We start from the raw sequence: 16,702 nt of genomic DNA on the forward strand, positions 1-16,702 counted from the left end.
GGGCTCTGACACCCGGCGGCGCCGCTCCTCCCGTACAGGAAGGAATCCACCGTGGCAGACACGCCGCGCTTCCCGCTGGACCCCACGCCCGTCCACGTGCCCGACGCCGTACTGGACGACCTCAGGAAACGACTGGAGCTCACCCGCTGGCCCGACGACGCCGGAAACAGCGACTGGTTCTACGGCGTTGGCCGTGCCTACCTCCAGGAACTGGCCGAGTACTGGCTCCACCACTACGACTGGCGCAAGGCCGAAGCCGCCATCAACGCCTACCAGCACTACCAGGTGCGTGTGAACGGCGTACCGGTCCATTTCATGCGCAAACCCGGAGTCGGCCCCGCCCCGATCCCGCTCATCCTCACCCACGGCTGGCCCTGGACCTTCTGGCACTGGTCCAAGGTCATCGACCCCCTCGCCGACCCCGCCGCCTTCGGCGGTGACCCGGCCGACGCCTTTGACGTGATCGTCCCCTCCTTGCCCGGCTTCGGCTTCTCCACCCCGCTGCCCGATCACCCGGACATGAACTTCTGGAAGGTCGCAGACATCTGGCACACCCTCATGACCGACATCCTCGGCCACACCCGGTACGCCGCCGGCGGCTGCGACATCGGCGCCCTGGTCACCGGCCAACTCGGCCACAAGTACGCGGACGAGCTCCACGGCATCCACATCGGCTCCGGTCTGAAACTCACCTTCTTCAACGGCGACCGCGCCTGGGACCTCAGCGGAGGCCGGCCCATCCCCGACGGACTGCCCGACGACATCCACGCCCGGATCATCGCCTTCGACCGCCGCTTCGCCGTCCACTTGGCCGCCCAAGTCCTCGACCCCAGCACGCTCTCGTACGGTCTGAGCGACTCTCCCGTCGGCCTGCTCTCCTGGATCCTGGAACGCTGGGTCAACTGGAGCGACAACCACGGCGACATCGAGACCGTCTTCACCAAGGACGACCTCCTCACCCACGCCACAATCTTCTGGGCCAACAACGCCATCGGCACCTCGATGCGCTACTACGCCAACGCCAACCGCTACCCCTGGACCCCCGCGCACCCCCGCACGCCCGCCATCGAAGCCCCCACCGGCATCACCTTCGTCGGCTACGAGAACCCGCCCGGCGTCACCACCGCACAGCAGCGCGTCGACAACTGGCTCGCCGGCGACCGCGCCGACTGGTACAACCACGTCAATCTCACCGCCCACGACGAAGGCGGCCACTTCATCCCCTGGGAAGTCCCCGGCGCCTGGATCGACGACGTGCGCCGAACTTTCCGGAGCCGCCGCTGAGGCACGGACCGCATCCGGGATGCGGACCCACCGAGGCGGCCCTGTCGGATCCTCGTCGGCTGGAAGGCATTGGACCGCGGCGGTCGAGCGGTTCACGGCGAAAGCCGCCCGGACCGCCGGGCTCGAAAATCCGGTGCACGGGCTCATCCTGGCTTACTACACTCGCGTCGCGCGCTGCTACGACATCGCAGTGCGCGCTTCGACGAGTGAGGGGAGCCGACCGTGCGTTACCGCACCGCTGTCGTCGTTCCCCGTTCACGGTACGACGTGATCCTGATGTCTATGTGTGCCCAGTGCCGGCTGCGCGGCCGCCACTGGACGTCCGTGACGAACGCCTGATCCCTGCCTGCCCGGTGAGCCGACTGGCCGAGTACATCCCGATGCCGTCGTGCTGCACCCGCGAATGATGCTGGATCAGGGGATACTGCCGGCTTGACCCCAGGCCGTTTCGTCCGGGTATCGCGCTGCCTTGATCTCGATCATCCTGAAAGGCCTTGGGCCGTGCGTACCGACCTGCATACCACCAGTCCGCTGACCGGCGTCCGAAATCTGGGCATCCTCGCCCACGTTGATGCCGGCAAGACCACCATCACCGAACGGATCCTGTACGTCACTGGCGCCACCCACAAGCGGGGCGAGGTCCATGACGGCACGACCGTCACCGACTTCGACTCACAGGAGCGCGACCGTGGGATCACCATCTTCGCCGCGGCGGTGAGCTGTGTCTGGGACGGTCACCGGATCAACCTGATCGACACACCGGGCCACGTCGACTTCTCCGACGAGGTCGAGCGCTCGCTGCGAGTGCTTGATGGCGCGATCGCGGTGTTCGATGCTGTCGCGGGAGTCGAAGCGCAGAGCGAGTCGGTGTGGCGGCAGGCCGACCGGCACGGAGTGCCGCGGATCGCCTTCGTCAACAAGCTGGACCGCGCCGGTGCCGATCTCGACACGGCGGTCGAGTCGATCCGGGAACGGTTGCATACGGTCCCGCTGGTGGTCCAGCTGCCGATCGGGCAGGAGGACGGGTTCACCGGGGTGGTGGATCTGCTGCGTATGCGCTCGCTGGTCTGGGGCGCCGGCCGCGACACGTTCGAGGAGGGCCCAGTGCCTGACGCCCTGCGGGAGGAGGCGCACCGTCGCCGCCGACTGCTCGAGGAGGCCGTGGCGGAACTCCACCCGATTGCACTGGAGGAGTTCTGCACGGAGTCGACGGTCTGCGCACAGACTCTGGCCGCAGCACTGCGCGACCTGACCCGTAGTGGTGAGGGCGTGGTGGTGTTGTGCGGATCGGCATACCGCAACTGCGGGATCGAGCCGCTGCTGGAGGCTGTCGGGGCGTACCTCCCGTCGCCTCTGGACGTGCCGGCGGTACGCGGCACCCTGGACGGCACGGTGCAGGAGAGAGCCTGCGACCCGGCGGCGCCGTTCGCCGCATTGGTCTTCAAGGTGAATTCGACTGCCACTGGGCGCCTGACCTACCTGCGCGTGTATTCGGGAACGATCCAGAAGGGAGACGCAGTGCTCGACGTAGGCGCGCGCCGCACCGAGCGGGTCGGCCGGATCCTGCGGGTGCAGGCCGACCGGCACGCGGAGGTGGACAGGGCGGTGGCCGGGGACATCGTCGCCGTGATCGGGCTGAAGGCCGCCCGTGCGGGGGCCACCCTGTGCACAGCCGCGGCGCCGTTGGTCTTCGAACCGCCCACGGTGGCCGATCCGGTCGTCTCTGTAGCGGTCGAGGCCCGCAGGAGCCTCGATACCGGCCGGTTGGCGTCGGCGTTGGCACGGCTGGTCGAGGAGGATCCTTCACTGGCGGTCCGGACTGACCCCGAGACCGGCCAGACGGTGCTGTCGGGGATGGGCGAGTTGCATCTGGAGGTCGCGGTGGAGAAGATCCGCCGCGCCCAGGGGCTGGATGTGGGCGTCGGGCGGCCGCGGGTGGCCTACCGTGAGACGGTCGCCCGTGGGGTGTCCGGACTGGTGTACCGGCACGTCAAGCAGGACGGAGGCGCCGGCCAGTTCGCACACGTCGTCCTCGACGTGGATGCCCTTCAGACAGCGGCCGGCGACGCCGGTGACAACGCCGGCGGCAGCGCAGGGGACTTCGTGTTCCGGTCGGCCGTCACTGGTGGACGGGTGCCGCAGGAGTACATCCGCGCGGTGGAGGCCGGTTGCCGGGACGCGCTGGCCGAGGGCCCCCTCGGCGGCCACCCGGTGACCGGACTGCGGGTCACACTGACCGACGGAGCCACCCATTCCAAGGACTCCTCGGAGATGGCGTTCCGGACAGCAGGCCGGCTCGCACTTCGGGAAGCCCTGCGCGCCAGCGTGATGGAGCTGCTGGAACCGGTGGTTGAGGTCACGGCCACCGTGCCCGAAGACGCCGTGGGTGGGGTGCTCGGCGACCTGGCGGCACGACGCGGCCGGGTCTCGGGCCAGGCCGCGCGGGCTGGCACAACGGTGGTCACCGCGACCGTGCCGCTGGCCGAGTTGTTCGGCTACGCATCCCGGCTGCGCAGCCGGACCCAGGGCCGGGGAACCTTCACCACCCGGACCATCGGCTACGCCCCTGTGCCGGCCGCGGTGTCCAACGGGATGCTGTCCCGGTAGATCCCAATGATGGCCCCGCCCGCACCCGGGCGGGGCCATCCGGCCGGCGTCCGCAGGCGCGCTGATGGGTGTGACGATGCTGGTGGGACGCGGGGCGGTTGCATTGATCCGGCATTGTCACCGATGTGTCACAGACGATCAATGGCCGAAACCTGACGGCGGCGGGCGCTGTCTGCAGTGACGAGTGCCGGCGAGAGGCCGGTACCTGTCCACTTCTCAATCGGGGGGCGTCATGAAGTACGGAAACAGCATCCGCAGAGCCGGGATGGCGATGGTCGCGGCGTCGGCGGCCACACTGCTGGTGACAGGGTGCCAGCCTGGTGGCGGCGATGCAGCGGAGTCCGGGTCGCCGACGGCGGGAGGCTCTTCGGGGGCGCCGGACTCTGCGGCCTCAAAGCCGGCCGAGGGGGGCACATCGGGGCTGCCGGCGGCGAGCGCTTCTCCCTCGACGCCGGGTTCGGGGACCGGATCGGCGGGCGACGAGGCCCGAACCTGTCCGGGGACGGGGCTGAAGGCGACCGCGTATCAGGCCGCTGTTCGCCCTGAGGGCACGGGCATCGGTGCGGCGGTCGTCGAGTTCGCCAACACCTCTGGGCACGCGTGCACTCTGCAGGGCCACCCGACGGTGGCGGGGGCGGGCAATGGTTCACCGCAGAAAAACGCTCCGCTGACGGTGACGCGCACGAGGTCGGCGTCTCCGGTGCGGCTGGCGCCCGGCGGCAAGGCATGGGTGAAGCTGACCTTCGTCCAGGTTCAGGGCGAGGCGGACGGCTACTGCAAGTCCGGCTCCGAGCCCGTCGTGTACCCGACGCTGGTGGTCGGCCTGCCGGGGTCGGGGGCGCACCAAGTCGCCCTGGAGGACGGGCTTTTCGCCGAGTGCGACAACAAGGTGACCGTCACCGCCGTGACGGCGGTGAAGCCTTCCTGACGCCTGTGTTCACAACGTGACCGCTTCGGAATGGTGAGTGCCCGAGAGCCCGGTCAAGGGCGCCTTCGGCGCCGCGACGACGCGGCTCCCGGGGCGCTCGACCGGGCCGGGACGACGCGACATGCTGACCGAACCACGGGGCCCGCAACATGCGTATCGCGGGACACCCGGGGGAGTGTGACGAGGTGTCTGTCGCCCTGTCGGGCCACGGTGCCGCAGATTGTCTACGGCACGTAGGCCAGCGCGTACGTACCAATTCCGCCGGCGACGCAGAGCAAATCGGCGCCGGGATGCCAGGCGATCCCGGTCAGGTCGCCGGCAACGCGCAGGGCGCAGTGGCGGCGACCGGTGGGCACCTGCCACAGCCGCACCGTTTGAGCGCGGCCGATTGTTGCGAGCGTTTCATCGACTGCTTGGCCGTGAGAGGCAGTTGGCCCGGCCACTGCGATCGCACAAGAGTCGCGTCTGCCGCAGGGAATCTCTTCCTGTGCGTCGGGGCGACGCATACGTGTGGAGGCGCTCGCCCCACCGTGGCGGGCAGTTTCCATAAAGCGGGTTCGAGGGGCGAGATGCCGCTGCCTCGGCAGTCGCTGCAGGGACAGTCGGTCGGCGCCAGAGTCGCCAGAAGGCAACCGCAACGAATACCATCAATTCTTGACATTCGGGTCTACTGTTCGGCGTTGAGTGGTGGCCAGCTGTTCCGTGAACCGCACAGGGGATCCAATGGGCGACACACACGGCAAGGACGAGCCGTCCAAGGCGGATGAGCCGGCCGCGAGCGCCGGCGGGTCGGGTCGTGGTGGCGCTGACGACACGTCAGCGCGACAAGGGAACGCGGCGAACGAGCATCCGGGCGGGGTGAGCGGCACCGAGTCGTCGGCGGGACACGAGGAATCTGACGGCCGGGGTCGCGACACATCCTCGGGCGAGCCGCCCGAGGGGCGCGAAAGAGGCGACCGCCCTCCGGGTACTTCAACGGCCGGTTCAAGCCCAAAGGCGTCGAGGGAACACCTTGCGGACATGCTGCGGGAGGGCCCACCGACCGGTCCGTCCCGGCCGGGTTTTTGGCGTAGTCCTCTGCGGGGGCCGTGGCTGACGTCGGTTTTCGGCTCGGTTCTGCTCGTCGGTGTCCCGGTGTTGTTCGTGACCGGGCTGCTCTCCTACGCCGCCTACAACCCGGATCTTGCCGGCAATGACCAGACCCCCGAGAGGGGGTGGCTGGGCTTCTATCTGTTCGCCTGGCCCACCGATCCGTACTGGCTGTACCGCCTCAACCAGGGCGTCCATGTCACGCTCGGCATCGTGCTGATCCCGGTGCTGCTTGCCAAGCTGTGGTCGGTGATTCCCCGGCTGTTCGCCTGGCCGCCTGTGAGATCGGTCAGCCAGGCGCTCGAACGGCTGTCTCTGCTGCTGCTGGTGGGCGGGGTGTTGTTCGAGTTCGCCACCGGTGTGCTCAATATCCAGTTGGACTACATCTTTCCCGGCTCCTTCTACGTCCTGCACTTCTACGGGGCGTGGGTGTTCATCGGCGCCTTCGTTGTGCACATCGCCTTCCGCATTCCCCTGGTGATCCGGACACTGCGCAGCGGCGCCCTCGGTGACGAGCTGCGCAACCCGATCGGCCGCAAGCAAGCAGCACCCGCGGACGAGACCGGCCTGGTGACCCCGAACCCGGCCCCGCCGACGATGTCGCGGCGGGGTGCTCTGGGCCTGGTGGGGGCGGGCTCCCTGGTACTGCTCGGGGTGACGGCCGGACAGAGCATCGGCGGTTCCCTCAGATCCACCGCCCTGCTCGCCCCGCACGGCCAGGAGCCAGGGCAAGGACCGAACGGCTTCCAGATCAACAAGACCGCGGCAGGTGTGGGAATCCGTGCCCGCGATATCGGCCCCGGCTGGCGGCTGGTCGTGCGGGGCGGGGGCCGCGAGAGCGTCCTCACCCGCGACCAGGTGCTGGCGTTGCCGCAACACAGTGCGGCGCTGCCCATCGCCTGCGTGGAAGGGTGGTCCACCGACGACCAGGAATGGAGCGGGGTGCGGCTGGCAGACCTCGCCGCACTGGTCGGCTTCGTGGACCGAGCGCCGGGTGTGTTCGTCGAATCCGCCCAGCGCAGCGGGGCCTTCCGCTCGGCCACGCTGCGCGACAACCAGGTCCGCGACGCGCGCTCGCTGCTGGCGTTGCGGGTCAACGGAGCCGACTTGTCGTTGGATCACGGGTATCCGGCTCGCGTCATCGTCCCGGCCAATCCGGGGGTCCACAACACCAAATGGGTCACCCGGCTGACTTTCGGGGAGGGCGCGTGAGGGGTTTTCGGGCGCGTTACGGGGCTTCGCCGCTGCACCTGCTGCTGGTGCTGTGCTCCTTCGCCCTGGCCGGGTATGCGGGTATCCGGCTGCTGGACGGAGACGAACCGTGGATGGTCGTCGTGTGGTTCGTCGGCGCGGCCCTCCTGCACGACCTGGTCTTTCTCCCCCTCTATACGCTCACCGACCGGGCCGCCCTGACAGTACTGGGCCGGCGTCGAGAACCTGCCGCTGAGGGCAGCCCGCCGATGTGGGGATGGATCAACTACGTCCGGGTGCCCGTCTTCCTCTCCGGCGTCCTGCTCCTGACCTACTTTCCCCTGATCCTGGGACAGGTGGACAACTTCACGGCTTACACCGGCCTGCCCGATGACGTGTTCCTCGGCCGCTGGCTACTGATCACCGCCGTACTGTTCGGCCTCTCCGCTCTCCTGCTGCTGGCACGCATGTGGTCTTCCCGCCCGGCGAAGCGGGCACCGGAGTCTGCTCCAGGGCCTGGGTCGGGCAGGGACTCCGCTCCGTGACCAACAAGCGGGTAGGCGGCCGCGGGAAACGCAGCGTGGGGCCGACATGGCCCTGTTCCTGGGCTCGGGCCTCGGTGACCTCGCGCTCCATGCCAGAGCTCACAACCGCACGGGGTCAAGGAACAAGCTCAGCCCTGGGCGTGCTGCGGCGAGAGGGGTCAGTGCAGGAGATGGAGGGTGAAGGCGCCGCCCGACTCAGCGGTGCGGGCGATGTGAGCGTAGCCGCGGACAGTGGCGTACGCACCGGTGCCGCCGGTGATGGCGACGTCGAAGTCGCTGGGCGGGGTGCCGATGGGGGTGGTCTTCAGGTGTTGCCATGACACCTGCCCACGGGGAAGGCTGAAGGTGCCCGAGCAGAGAGTGGTGTCTGTTGCCACTCGAGTGCACACCGCCCCCTCGGTGCCATAGCCGGCACCGTTGCGGAAGAGGTTCGCGCTGATGATGATCTGATCGCCGATCCCGGGTCCGGATGAACCGTTGTCGACCACCGTGGTTCCCGTACTCGTCGACGTCAGTCGGATGGCCTCTGTGCGCCCTCTTCCCATGACCCTGTCCAGAGAGTACGGGTCATGGAATGCAGAGGCAGAACCCGCGAGAGCTGCCAGCGAGACCGCCGTTGTCGCCACCACACCCCACTTTGAAACGGAAAGCATTCTTCCTCCCCTCATACAAATGGATTCTTGAGTGCGTTTCAGAATTGCCATTGTGTGATGTAGCGTCAATTACCAAACACATCAAAAATGCCTGGTTCATCCATTCGGCCGCTCCTCGCCCGGCGGCAGCGGTGAGGGGGCGGGGCAGGGCTCCCCGGGAACGTGGCCGCCGATGCGTCGGCGACCAGTCGGCTTCGCCGTTACGGCGCCATCTCTGGGCCGGAGCGAGCATCTGACACAAGCGTATTCATGGATGCGAGGAGGGCCAGGGTGTACTTCACGCGGGCGATGCCGAGGCCGAGGACCAGCGCCGGCCCCTTGCTGGCCTGCTGGCCTGCCGGCGGCCGGAGGCTCCCGGCCCCGCACGGATAAGCCGAGGGATCTGGTGGCGTCTCGCTCGTCGCGGCGTTCGGCCGCGAAAAAGACGGTGACCGCATCATCAGTCACGTCCGTCGGCAACCGCCGATCAGGTTGAGTCGCTGCTCGCCGCCGCGGCTGCAGGGCTGTGCTGCGGACATGAGGCTCTGCTGCTGGGGCTCAGAAACTCGGGCCTGCGGGCGGGTCGCCGGCGATCGCGGCGCGGTAGAGGGCCTGAGTCGCGGCGCCGAAGTAGGAGCTGTAGGAGACCTGGGCCGTGTTGCCGCCGGTGTGGTAGCCGCCGATGACCCCGATCACCGCCCAGCCGCCCGGCCACGGCACCAGCATCGGCCCGCCGCTGGTCCCGCCCACGAAGGCGTCGCAGGCGATGCGTGGGAAAGTGCCCGGGTCGGCCGGGTCATCGCTGGCCCACTTGGTTGTCCAGCTCCAGCACTCCAGCGGCTTCTGCCCCCTCGCCGGATACCCGATCATCCGCACCGGGGCGTGGTAGTACCCCGTCCCGGTGAGCAGCCGCACCCCACCGACCGCGTCCTGGAGCCGTGTCCCGTCCTGGTTGGGCTCGGTGACCGCGAAGGCGAAGTCGTACTCGGCCCCGGCGTGCTCGCCCCGGTCGTAGTACTGCTGCGGGACGTAGACGCCGTTGTTCCTGATCGGGAAGATGCCGAAGGGCTTGAGGCCGTCGTGGTACTGCGGCACGAAGCCCAGGTTGCGCTTGGGGGAAGTGCCGGAGTAGCCCTTCAGGCAGTGCCCGGCGCTGAGCACCAGGTCGTGGCCGGGGCTTCGCACCACAGAGCCGCTGCAGGTGCGCCCGGTGCCGGTGGCGTCGGTCCAGAAGAAGGTGCCGGCCTGGGGGATCCCGTCGAAGCTCTTGCTGGGCGGGATGTGCTCGCCCGGCCGAGGCCCGTCCACCGTGGGGGAGGCGGCTGGGGTGGTCAGCCCGGTCTCGGAGCCCTTGCCGGTGTCGCCGGGCAGTGCGCCCGCCATCCGGGCCTGGGTCCAGTAGGTGTTGAGCTGGACGGCGACCGGACTCGGCCCGGCCGGGGGGCCGTCGGCGGAGGCTGCCGGGGCGAGCCCGGCGGAGAGCAGCAGGGCTGCCGCGAACGCTGCGGCGTGTCGGATGAGCCTGATCCTACGCACCATCAGTTCCCCTCTGGCCGGACACAAGTGACGGCTCACCATACGAGTGTGCGGTTGTGAGCAGAAGTGCCCGGCACGGCATGGCCGCATCGGCCGGCCGCCTCCCGAGCGCGCTGCCGACGCGCACGGCTCGGCGCGTCTTTCGCCGACAGAGCCAAGGACCATTGATGAGTGGTAGCCGTGGCGGCGGCGCTGTGCAGCGCGGGGTGTGTCAGACAGTGAGAGGGGCCGCACCTGCGGTGCGGCCCCTCAATTGCTGTCTGCGGCGTTTCGGCTTGCTCGCGCAAGCCCGATTCAGCGCGAGGCGGGTTCGTGCCCGGGCCGAGCACACCTTCGCGCGCATGGCGATGGAAGCCCTCGGGCGACTGTCGACTCACGGTGTTCCTCGAAGTCGCGTTCTTCGGCAGGCCAGTTGCAGCCGATGAGATCGGCCGCGGTTGTCAGGACCTCGCCCGAGGGAGCCCAAACCGGGTAGTGGTCGAGGCCCGGGCAGGGTGGTCCTGAGGCCGGCGGGCGGCGGCCGGTTCGGCGTCCGCGTCAGGCTTGCTCCCGGAGCCTTCGGCTCTGGTGCGGATCGCGTTGATATCCCCCGAGGACGTTGGAGGTCGGCCGGGATTCAGAGCGACCCAGGGCGGTGAGGAGGGCAGCGGCGCGTGCCGCGTAGCCCCTGAAGCCGTGCGAGGTCAGAGAGGGAGAAGCCCGAAGCCCGGCCACACGAAGTAGGTTGACAAGCATCACACACGAGCAAAAGGTGCAGAACGGACAATTCCGTACCTTCTTCGCGTTGCTCTCGTTCCCGCCCCTGTAAGGTCACCGGTGTTCGGGGACCGGGACGCTCGTCAGGCTGCCCGCCGGTGAACCAGCCCGGGGCTCCTGCATCGCGTCCCGGTCTGCGCTCTGCCGCGCCGGTCTCGCGGGGTGGCGTCCACGTCCTGCGACGAGACAGCGGCCAAAGCCCGTCGGCACTTGCAGGGCGTCGAACTCGCAAAACCGATCGCGGGCGGGCTGCCGACGTGATCGCAGACACGGAGCGGGACGGAATTTTCATGCTCGGAACGCATATACCGCGCCGCGCGCGGCGCGGCCTGGCCAAAGCCCTGGTTGCCGGGACAACGCTGGCTGCGCTCGCGACGGCCGCCCCGGCCGAGGCGAGCACCTCCAGCGCAACGGTCGGCGGCGCGCAGGTCACGTGCACTTCGCGGCTGCCGGGGCTGGCGGGCCGACTGTCGAAGGACATCGCCGACGCACTCCACGGGCGCCAGGGCGCCTCCGCGCTCGCGCTCTACGACCGGCCCACGGCAACCTCCTGCACGTACAAAGCCGACGCGACATTCGATTCGGCAAGTGTGGTCAAAGTCACGGTGCTCGGAGCCCTGTTGCGGCTGGCCATGGAGGAGCACCGCAGCCTCACACCGCACGAGGTGGACCTGACCACCGCCATGATCACCAAGTCGGACAACGACGCGACGTCCGCTCTGTGGCGACAGATCGGCCCCAAGGGCATCCAGCACTTCCTGACCCTGGCGGGAATGCGGGACACCGTTGCGGGGCCGAAGGGTTATTGGGGGCGCACCCAGATCACCGCCAGTGACGAGCTCAAACTGCTGCGACTGCTCACCTCGGACAACTCGGTCCTCGACCGGAACACACGCGCCTACGCCCTCGGCCTGATGAACCGAGTCGTCCCCGACCAGCGGTGGGGGGTGTCGGCCGGGGCACCGGGCTCGGCGACGGTGCATCTGAAGAACGGCTGGCTGCCGCGTGCGACCAAGGGATGGCGGGTGCACAGCATCGGCGCGTTCACCGGCGGAGGTCACGAGTACGGGATCGTCGTGCTCTCCCACGGCAACCGCTCGATGCACGACGGCATCGCCACCATCGAAGGCGCTGCCCGCATCATCAACCGCGACCTGACCCCGCCGACGGTCCCGACGGCCTCCTAGGCTCCGGAGCGGCAAGCGGACAGGGCGCTGCTCGCATCTGCTCGCCGAGGTAGTACGCCGCCACCCGACAGGTTCTCTGTGACCGCCGCCACGACTCGAGCCTGGAGCAGGTCGAGGGTGTAGATGGCCGCCTGGAAGTGCGGTGCCTTGCCGTCCCCCACCACCGTCGGGGGCCATGCAGTGAACAGTGCCGTTCCCAGGGTCAGGAAGCCCAGCAGGAGCACCACTGCACGCATGGGGCGGTAGCCGTAGCCGACCGTCGCGTCCTGGAGGAGACTTCACAGCCGGGCCGGCGGCGTCAGCGTGGGGCGCATGCTGCGGTGCTTTGCGACGAGTACGGTGCGGGCCTCGGCGTCCTGGCCCTGACGTTGGCAAGTGGCGGCGAGCTGTTCGTAGGGCTGGGGGACGAAGCCGGCAGGGTCGCGGCCGAGCCAGGGCAGACGGGTGCGGGCCGGAAGGGCAGGCTGGACGCTGTCGTAGACGGCTCCGTCGAGGACAAGTCCGGCGGGCCAGGCGGCGGGATCGTCGCGCAGCATCCCGAATCTGCTCTGCCGCAGATCGATGATGCCGGCCGATGCCTCACGGGTGTGCAGCGACAGCGTGGCCGCGGACGATCCGCGGCAGGACAGCGCCGTACCGCCGGCGGGTACGTCGAGGGCGGCGTCGTCGAAGCAGAGGCGGCTGCGGACCGTGACACTGTTGAGGGAGATCCTGCCGTGCGCCGTGAATCCGTCGCACAGATTGAGCACGCCGCCGGTCTCGATTCCGTTGCCGCGCAAGGCGGGCTGACTGTCGTGGGCTGTGAGGTCGGCCCCCTCAAGGAGAACGGAACCGCCGACGCGGGCGTCGCAGAGGTCGATCGTGCCGTACGCGACGAGGCCGCCCCGGAGGTCGAGGTCGACGCCGACGCGCAGACGGGCCGCGTTGAGCGCGAGACCCGAGTCGGAGGGGTTGTGGAACCGGGCGCCCCTGAGGACGACGCTGCCCCGTACCGAGCGGCCACCGCTGCCATCCCCGGGCCAGTCACCGGTCGCTCGGTGTACGGCGTAGCTCTCGACCGGTCGACAGCACTGCGTACACCAGCAAAGATCGCGCCCTCCACGGCGGCTGCCAAACGCGAGCTTGATGGGCGCGCGGCGTCGGCTCGCGCTCCCATGGCTCCTGACGTATCCAGCGCTGAAGAGCCATACTCGGCCCGGCGAAGAGCACGGCCAGGCGCGGAATGACACCTTCAACTGCAGTACGGCGTCGCCGGTCCCTCCCCGTAGGAATAGCGACCCGAGTCAGCGGACAACAGCCACTACGTACACCTTCGCCAGTCTCCGGACAGACCTGCACTCCGCAACTCGACAACGCTGGGAACAACATGACCAAGCCTTCTCGCTCCCGTGTCCTCCCCGAACGGGACCCATCAGACATGGACGAGCCCATCCCTTCGGCCAGAGCCGCGTGGTCTTCCGTTCGTGAACAGGCCACTGGGATGACACACCACGAGGCCAAGGCCGCGCTCCGAGCCATGCAGCACTCTCTGGAAGAGGGCTCCGCAGCGGACCAGCAGCGTGAGCGGAGGGAATCCGAGGAAGAGGAATGGCAGCGCATCGTGGAAACCCTGGCGGACCACGACGGGCCCTACGACCCTGCGAGTGACCCGTTCGTGCAAGGCGAGCTGGCCGGCCAACAGGACCGGGAGGCAGCCGACGGGATTTCGTGAACCGCACGAGGCTCTTCCTCGCCGCCGGACTGCCGTCTGTTCCTGGGCGAGCGCCGCCACTGCGTCATCGATCGGACCTCGTGGCGCAGTTCGGGGTGCGCCATCGCGGTGATGGGCGGCTGTCGGAGATGCCCCAGCACCTGCGCGCTGTCGCTGAGTTCGTCCTGACCTCGCGACGAAGCCGCACCATCGGGACGTCGCGTACGCGCTCACGCTCGTACGCGCCGAGCGACTGGAGCTCGACAGCCTGGAGTTGCGACTTCTCCAGGCCGGCCCGCCGGAGTGGAATGAGCCGGCGGGCATTGGGTGCGCTCACGTCATCACGCGGATCTGCCCTTCCACGCTGCCTTACCGGGCGCGACGCAGACCCCGAGCAGGACCTGCTGGGAACCACTTGCCGCGCCGACGACGAACACGCAGTAGTCGCACCCACTCGACGATCACGCGCGGTATTTCGTCTTCCCCATGGAGACCCGCGCCATGTCGATCGCGTTCTTCTACGCCATCGGCACGGCGGCGGGCGGCATCTCGGGGCCGCTGCTGTTCGCCGATCTGACGGAGAGCGGGGTCGTGGGCGACGCCGTGCTCGCGTTCTGCGTCGGTGCTTCGCTGATGGTCCTGGCCGGTCTGGTGGCTGTTTTCTTCGCCGTGGCTGCCGAGCGCAAGTCCCTCGAAGCCATTGCCACTCCTCTGTCCGCGCGGCAGGCAAAAGGCGGCAGCGCGCCGGGCGCCCCCGCTCCGGCAGCGTCTCACTGATCCGTCGCTGACCGGTACGGCAGTGCGCGGCCCGCGATGCGCTCTCAGGTTGAGGTTTCACGAAAGCGCGGTCACAACCCGCCCGGTTCGCGTCGCTGGTCCGCCGGGCCTCGCATGCCGGTGCGCGCATCACCGTCATCGATTACGGGCAGCCCCGCCGCCGTGCTGATAGACCCCCAGGTGCTCGCCGGCCTCGAGGACGCCCTCGCCCTGGCGCAGTACCGGGCGCGGCAGGACGCTGGCGAGACCGCGGACATGGGGCACGATGAGGTGCGTGCACGCGCCCGCAGGTGCACGGACAAGGCGACCAGCTTCACCGCCAGTGCGGTCTGCAGTGGGAGCTGGGCTCCGGACCGCCAAGTACGACGTCAGGATCTTCACGTACGACAAGGCGAATAACGGGTAGGCATTCTGCCCGTGCACCACCGGAATTGAGCCGTGGCCAATGCGTGCTCTTCCGAGTGCCTCCTCTCCTGTCCACACTGCTCTGCAGGGACGGCGGAGGGGGACTCGGTTGGCTGCTCGGCGGGGACGTCGCTCCGCGGCGCGGAGGCGGCGCGAGGCGTTACGGAAGGCGGCGCTCGTAGCCGGTGGGCTGCTGGTGGTACTGCTAGTGGTGTTCTGGTCGGCGATCTGGCCGTACGTTGTCGCGGCCGTCGTCGTCGGCAGTCTGGGTTCCCTCGCATGGTGGCTGTGGCGTACGGACCGGCTGCTGCGGAGCCGCGACCGGAACTGGCGGCAGGACGATGCGGTACAGGCAGGTCACCGCACGCTCGCCGAGGTGGACGTGATGTCAGGAACCGAGTTCGAAGAGCTGGTCGCCGGTCTGTGCCGCAGGGACGGCTGCACCGAAGTCCGGCGTGTCGGCGGCTCCGGCGACAACGGTGCTGATGTCAGGGGCCGCTTACCGGACGGGCGGACCATCGTCGTGCAGTGCAAGCGATACGCGCCGAGCAGCGCGATCGCCAGCCGCGAGCTCCGGGACCTTCTGGGCGCCAAGGTGCACTTCAAGGCGGACGTGGCTGTCTTCGTGACGACCACCCGCTTCAGCCGCCCCTCGGAGGCGTTCGCCGCGGAGCACGACATCTTGGCCGTGCATCGCGATCACCTCGGCCTCTGGAACAACGGCGCTTCCCTGTCATCTCTGCTCAGCGTCAACGGTGGCGGCCAGGGGGACTCCAGCCACCGGACGCGGTGGAAGCGGACCTACGGGAAATGAGCGAGCCCGCATGTAGCTGCAGCCGAGTCCGTCCTCGCCGACCCCACAACCGGGTTGGATGAGTGCGGCACCTGGGAGACGGGCGGCCCGTCGGTGCTCATGGACTCCGTCACCGATGGGGCCGAACGAGGCACTGTCCGATGGGTCGGGACCGCGCGACCCCACCGGCTCGTGCTTGGCCAATAGCCCGGGCCAGGAGCCGGCAACGCCGTTACGCTCCGATCAAACGGAACGGGTGGGGGTGGAGCAGTCGCCCGAGGCCCCGTCGCCGATTCGGCAGCGGCCAGGAAACCGAACGCCGACGGCGCCGGAGGCCGGGACGGCGGCGTCGGCCGGCAGGGCGGCCGTGTTGCCGGCGGCCAGGACTGTCACGCCGATGACGGCACGCCGCCATGACCGCAGGCGGCGGCGCCGACGGGGGAGGGGAGCAGAGCCATGGATACACCTCGGTTGGTGAGTCGGGCGGAGGGGCCGGTCATCTGCTCTACGGCGGCGCGGGGCACGTCCGTCGCGAAAGTGGGGAAGCATTTCCATCCGGCGACGGCTCAACCGCGGCTGGCAGGGCCGTCGTTCGAGATGCCTTCCGGAGCCAGAGAGGAGGTGGCCCGGAGGGCTATCGACGAACTGGGCGACTGCGTCTGCGCGCTGGGGGTTCGTCGTCGGTGAGGCGACGGACCCGACCGTCCCCTTCCTCCTGGAACCGGTCGGGGCTCCTGAGGTGCCGTGTACGGCGGAGCTGCTGGAGCTGCTGGGGAAGATCTACCGGACTCAGCAGTGGCACGCGGCGGCCCGCCTCGGTGGGCCCAGTGGAAGAGCTGTCTGGACCAGCCCGGCTGGGAGGTCGCGTCCAGGGCGGCGGTGCTCGCCGGCCGACGGGTCATCGAAGGGCTCAGCGAGTCCGTACCCGCCGCTGCGGCGTCCCAGCAGCGTCGGAGGTGTCCAGCGAGAGTGGGGGGCGGCCCCGCGTCTTCCGCGGCACCATCGCCGTCGCCGCGTACGCCCCGGCAGCACCGCCCCGACGAGGGGCTGGGACGCTCCCAGGCCGGCCTGACTTGCAAGATCCATCTCGCCGGTGAAGGCGGACGCCGCCCACTGGCCCCGCTGATCACGCCGGGCCAGTGGGGCGACGCTCCGCAGCTCATCCCGGTCATAGAACGCATCCGCGTCGCCCGCCTCGGCGGCGGGCATCCGCGCACCCGGCCCGACCTCGCCTCAACCCGACTCTGGCTCCGCCCATGATCTCCGCCGGACAGCGTCTTAG

General features: G+C 69.2%; 14 protein-coding genes and 2 pseudogenes. 10 read left to right on the plus strand and 6 right to left on the minus strand.

The window, feature by feature from the left end; translation table 11 throughout:
- Positions 1-51: 51 nt before the first annotated feature.
- From AB0D12_RS23670 to AB0D12_RS23680, 3 genes are all read left to right on the plus strand, one after another.
- Positions 52-1,284, plus strand: a complete 1,233-nt coding sequence (locus tag AB0D12_RS23670) for an epoxide hydrolase family protein (RefSeq protein ID WP_362686212.1) — start codon at positions 52-54, stop codon at positions 1,282-1,284.
- 501 nt (positions 1,285-1,785) lie between these two features.
- Complete coding sequence (gene fusA / locus AB0D12_RS23675; RefSeq protein WP_362686215.1) at positions 1,786-3,891, plus strand: elongation factor G; 2,106 nt, start codon at positions 1,786-1,788, stop codon at positions 3,889-3,891.
- A 232-nt stretch (positions 3,892-4,123) separates the two neighbouring features.
- Complete coding sequence (locus tag AB0D12_RS23680) at positions 4,124-4,819, plus strand: DUF4232 domain-containing protein (protein WP_362686218.1); 696 nt, start codon at positions 4,124-4,126, stop codon at positions 4,817-4,819.
- Positions 4,820-5,043: 224 nt separating this feature from the next.
- Here the strand turns inward: AB0D12_RS23680 and AB0D12_RS23685 are convergent, their stop codons facing one another.
- Positions 5,044-5,175: a hypothetical protein gene (locus tag AB0D12_RS23685; protein ID WP_362686221.1), complete on the minus strand. Its 132-nt coding sequence runs from the start codon at positions 5,173-5,175 to the stop codon at positions 5,044-5,046.
- 664 nt (positions 5,176-5,839) lie between these two features.
- Between AB0D12_RS23685 and AB0D12_RS23690 the strand changes: the two genes are divergently transcribed.
- On the plus strand, positions 5,840-7,120 hold the full coding sequence (locus AB0D12_RS23690) for a molybdopterin-dependent oxidoreductase (protein ID WP_362686224.1): 1,281 nt from the start codon (positions 5,840-5,842) through the stop codon (positions 7,118-7,120).
- Positions 7,084-7,644: a hypothetical protein gene (locus tag AB0D12_RS23695; RefSeq protein ID WP_362686227.1), complete on the plus strand. Its 561-nt coding sequence runs from the start codon at positions 7,084-7,086 to the stop codon at positions 7,642-7,644. The genes AB0D12_RS23690 and AB0D12_RS23695 overlap by 37 nt, the downstream gene beginning before the upstream one ends.
- 158 nt (positions 7,645-7,802) lie before the next feature.
- On the opposite strand, the gene AB0D12_RS23700 is transcribed toward AB0D12_RS23695, so the two are convergent.
- Together AB0D12_RS23700 and AB0D12_RS23705 are read right to left on the minus strand one after the other, a co-directional pair.
- A complete protein-coding gene (locus AB0D12_RS23700) occupies positions 7,803-8,132 on the minus strand; it encodes a hypothetical protein (RefSeq protein ID WP_362686230.1) in 330 nt (109 codons plus the stop codon).
- Between the two features lie 702 nt (positions 8,133-8,834).
- The gene (locus tag AB0D12_RS23705) at positions 8,835-9,815 is read right to left on the minus strand and encodes a hypothetical protein (protein WP_362686233.1); all 981 of its coding nucleotides are present in this window, start codon (positions 9,813-9,815) and stop codon (positions 8,835-8,837) included.
- Positions 9,816-10,858: 1,043 nt separating this feature from the next.
- Between AB0D12_RS23705 and AB0D12_RS23710 the strand changes: the two genes are divergently transcribed.
- On the plus strand, positions 10,859-11,755 hold the full coding sequence (locus AB0D12_RS23710; RefSeq protein ID WP_362686236.1) for a serine hydrolase: 897 nt from the start codon (positions 10,859-10,861) through the stop codon (positions 11,753-11,755).
- On the opposite strand, the gene AB0D12_RS23715 is transcribed toward AB0D12_RS23710, so the two are convergent.
- Both AB0D12_RS23715 and AB0D12_RS23720 read right to left on the minus strand, forming a co-directional pair.
- A complete protein-coding gene (locus AB0D12_RS23715) occupies positions 11,752-11,991 on the minus strand; it encodes a hypothetical protein (protein WP_362686239.1) in 240 nt (79 codons plus the stop codon). The two genes, AB0D12_RS23710 and AB0D12_RS23715, sit on opposite strands and share 4 nt — an antisense overlap.
- Positions 11,992-12,033: 42 nt before the next feature.
- Positions 12,034-12,990: a hypothetical protein gene (locus AB0D12_RS23720; protein ID WP_362686242.1), complete on the minus strand. Its 957-nt coding sequence runs from the start codon at positions 12,988-12,990 to the stop codon at positions 12,034-12,036.
- A 245-nt stretch (positions 12,991-13,235) separates the two neighbouring features.
- Here AB0D12_RS23720 and AB0D12_RS23725 point away from each other — a divergent pair, with 245 nt between their 5' ends.
- Both AB0D12_RS23725 and AB0D12_RS23730 read left to right on the plus strand, forming a co-directional pair.
- Positions 13,236-13,466 carry a hypothetical protein gene (locus AB0D12_RS23725; protein ID WP_362686245.1) on the plus strand — a complete coding sequence of 77 codons (231 nt, stop codon included), beginning with the start codon at positions 13,236-13,238 and terminating at the stop codon, positions 13,464-13,466.
- A 456-nt stretch (positions 13,467-13,922) separates the two neighbouring features.
- Positions 13,923-14,222 (plus strand): annotated as a pseudogene (locus AB0D12_RS23730) (MFS transporter); the annotation flags it as partial.
- Between the two features lie 135 nt (positions 14,223-14,357).
- Here the strand turns inward: AB0D12_RS23730 and AB0D12_RS23735 are convergent.
- Positions 14,358-14,486 (minus strand): hypothetical protein, encoded by a 129-nt coding sequence (locus tag AB0D12_RS23735; RefSeq protein WP_362686248.1) that lies wholly within the window; start codon positions 14,484-14,486, stop codon positions 14,358-14,360.
- Between the two features lie 250 nt (positions 14,487-14,736).
- On the opposite strand from AB0D12_RS23735, the gene AB0D12_RS23740 reads away from it, so the two are divergent.
- Entirely contained in the window at positions 14,737-15,441 is a 705-nt protein-coding gene (locus AB0D12_RS23740; protein WP_362686251.1) for a restriction endonuclease, read from the plus strand.
- 993 nt (positions 15,442-16,434) lie between these two features.
- Positions 16,435-16,647 (plus strand): annotated as a pseudogene (locus tag AB0D12_RS23745) (IS5/IS1182 family transposase); the annotation flags it as partial.
- Positions 16,648-16,702 lie beyond the last annotated feature (55 nt).

This window comes from Streptomyces sp. NPDC048479, assembly GCF_040651435.1.
Taxonomy (GTDB): domain Bacteria; phylum Actinomycetota; class Actinomycetes; order Streptomycetales; family Streptomycetaceae; genus Streptomyces.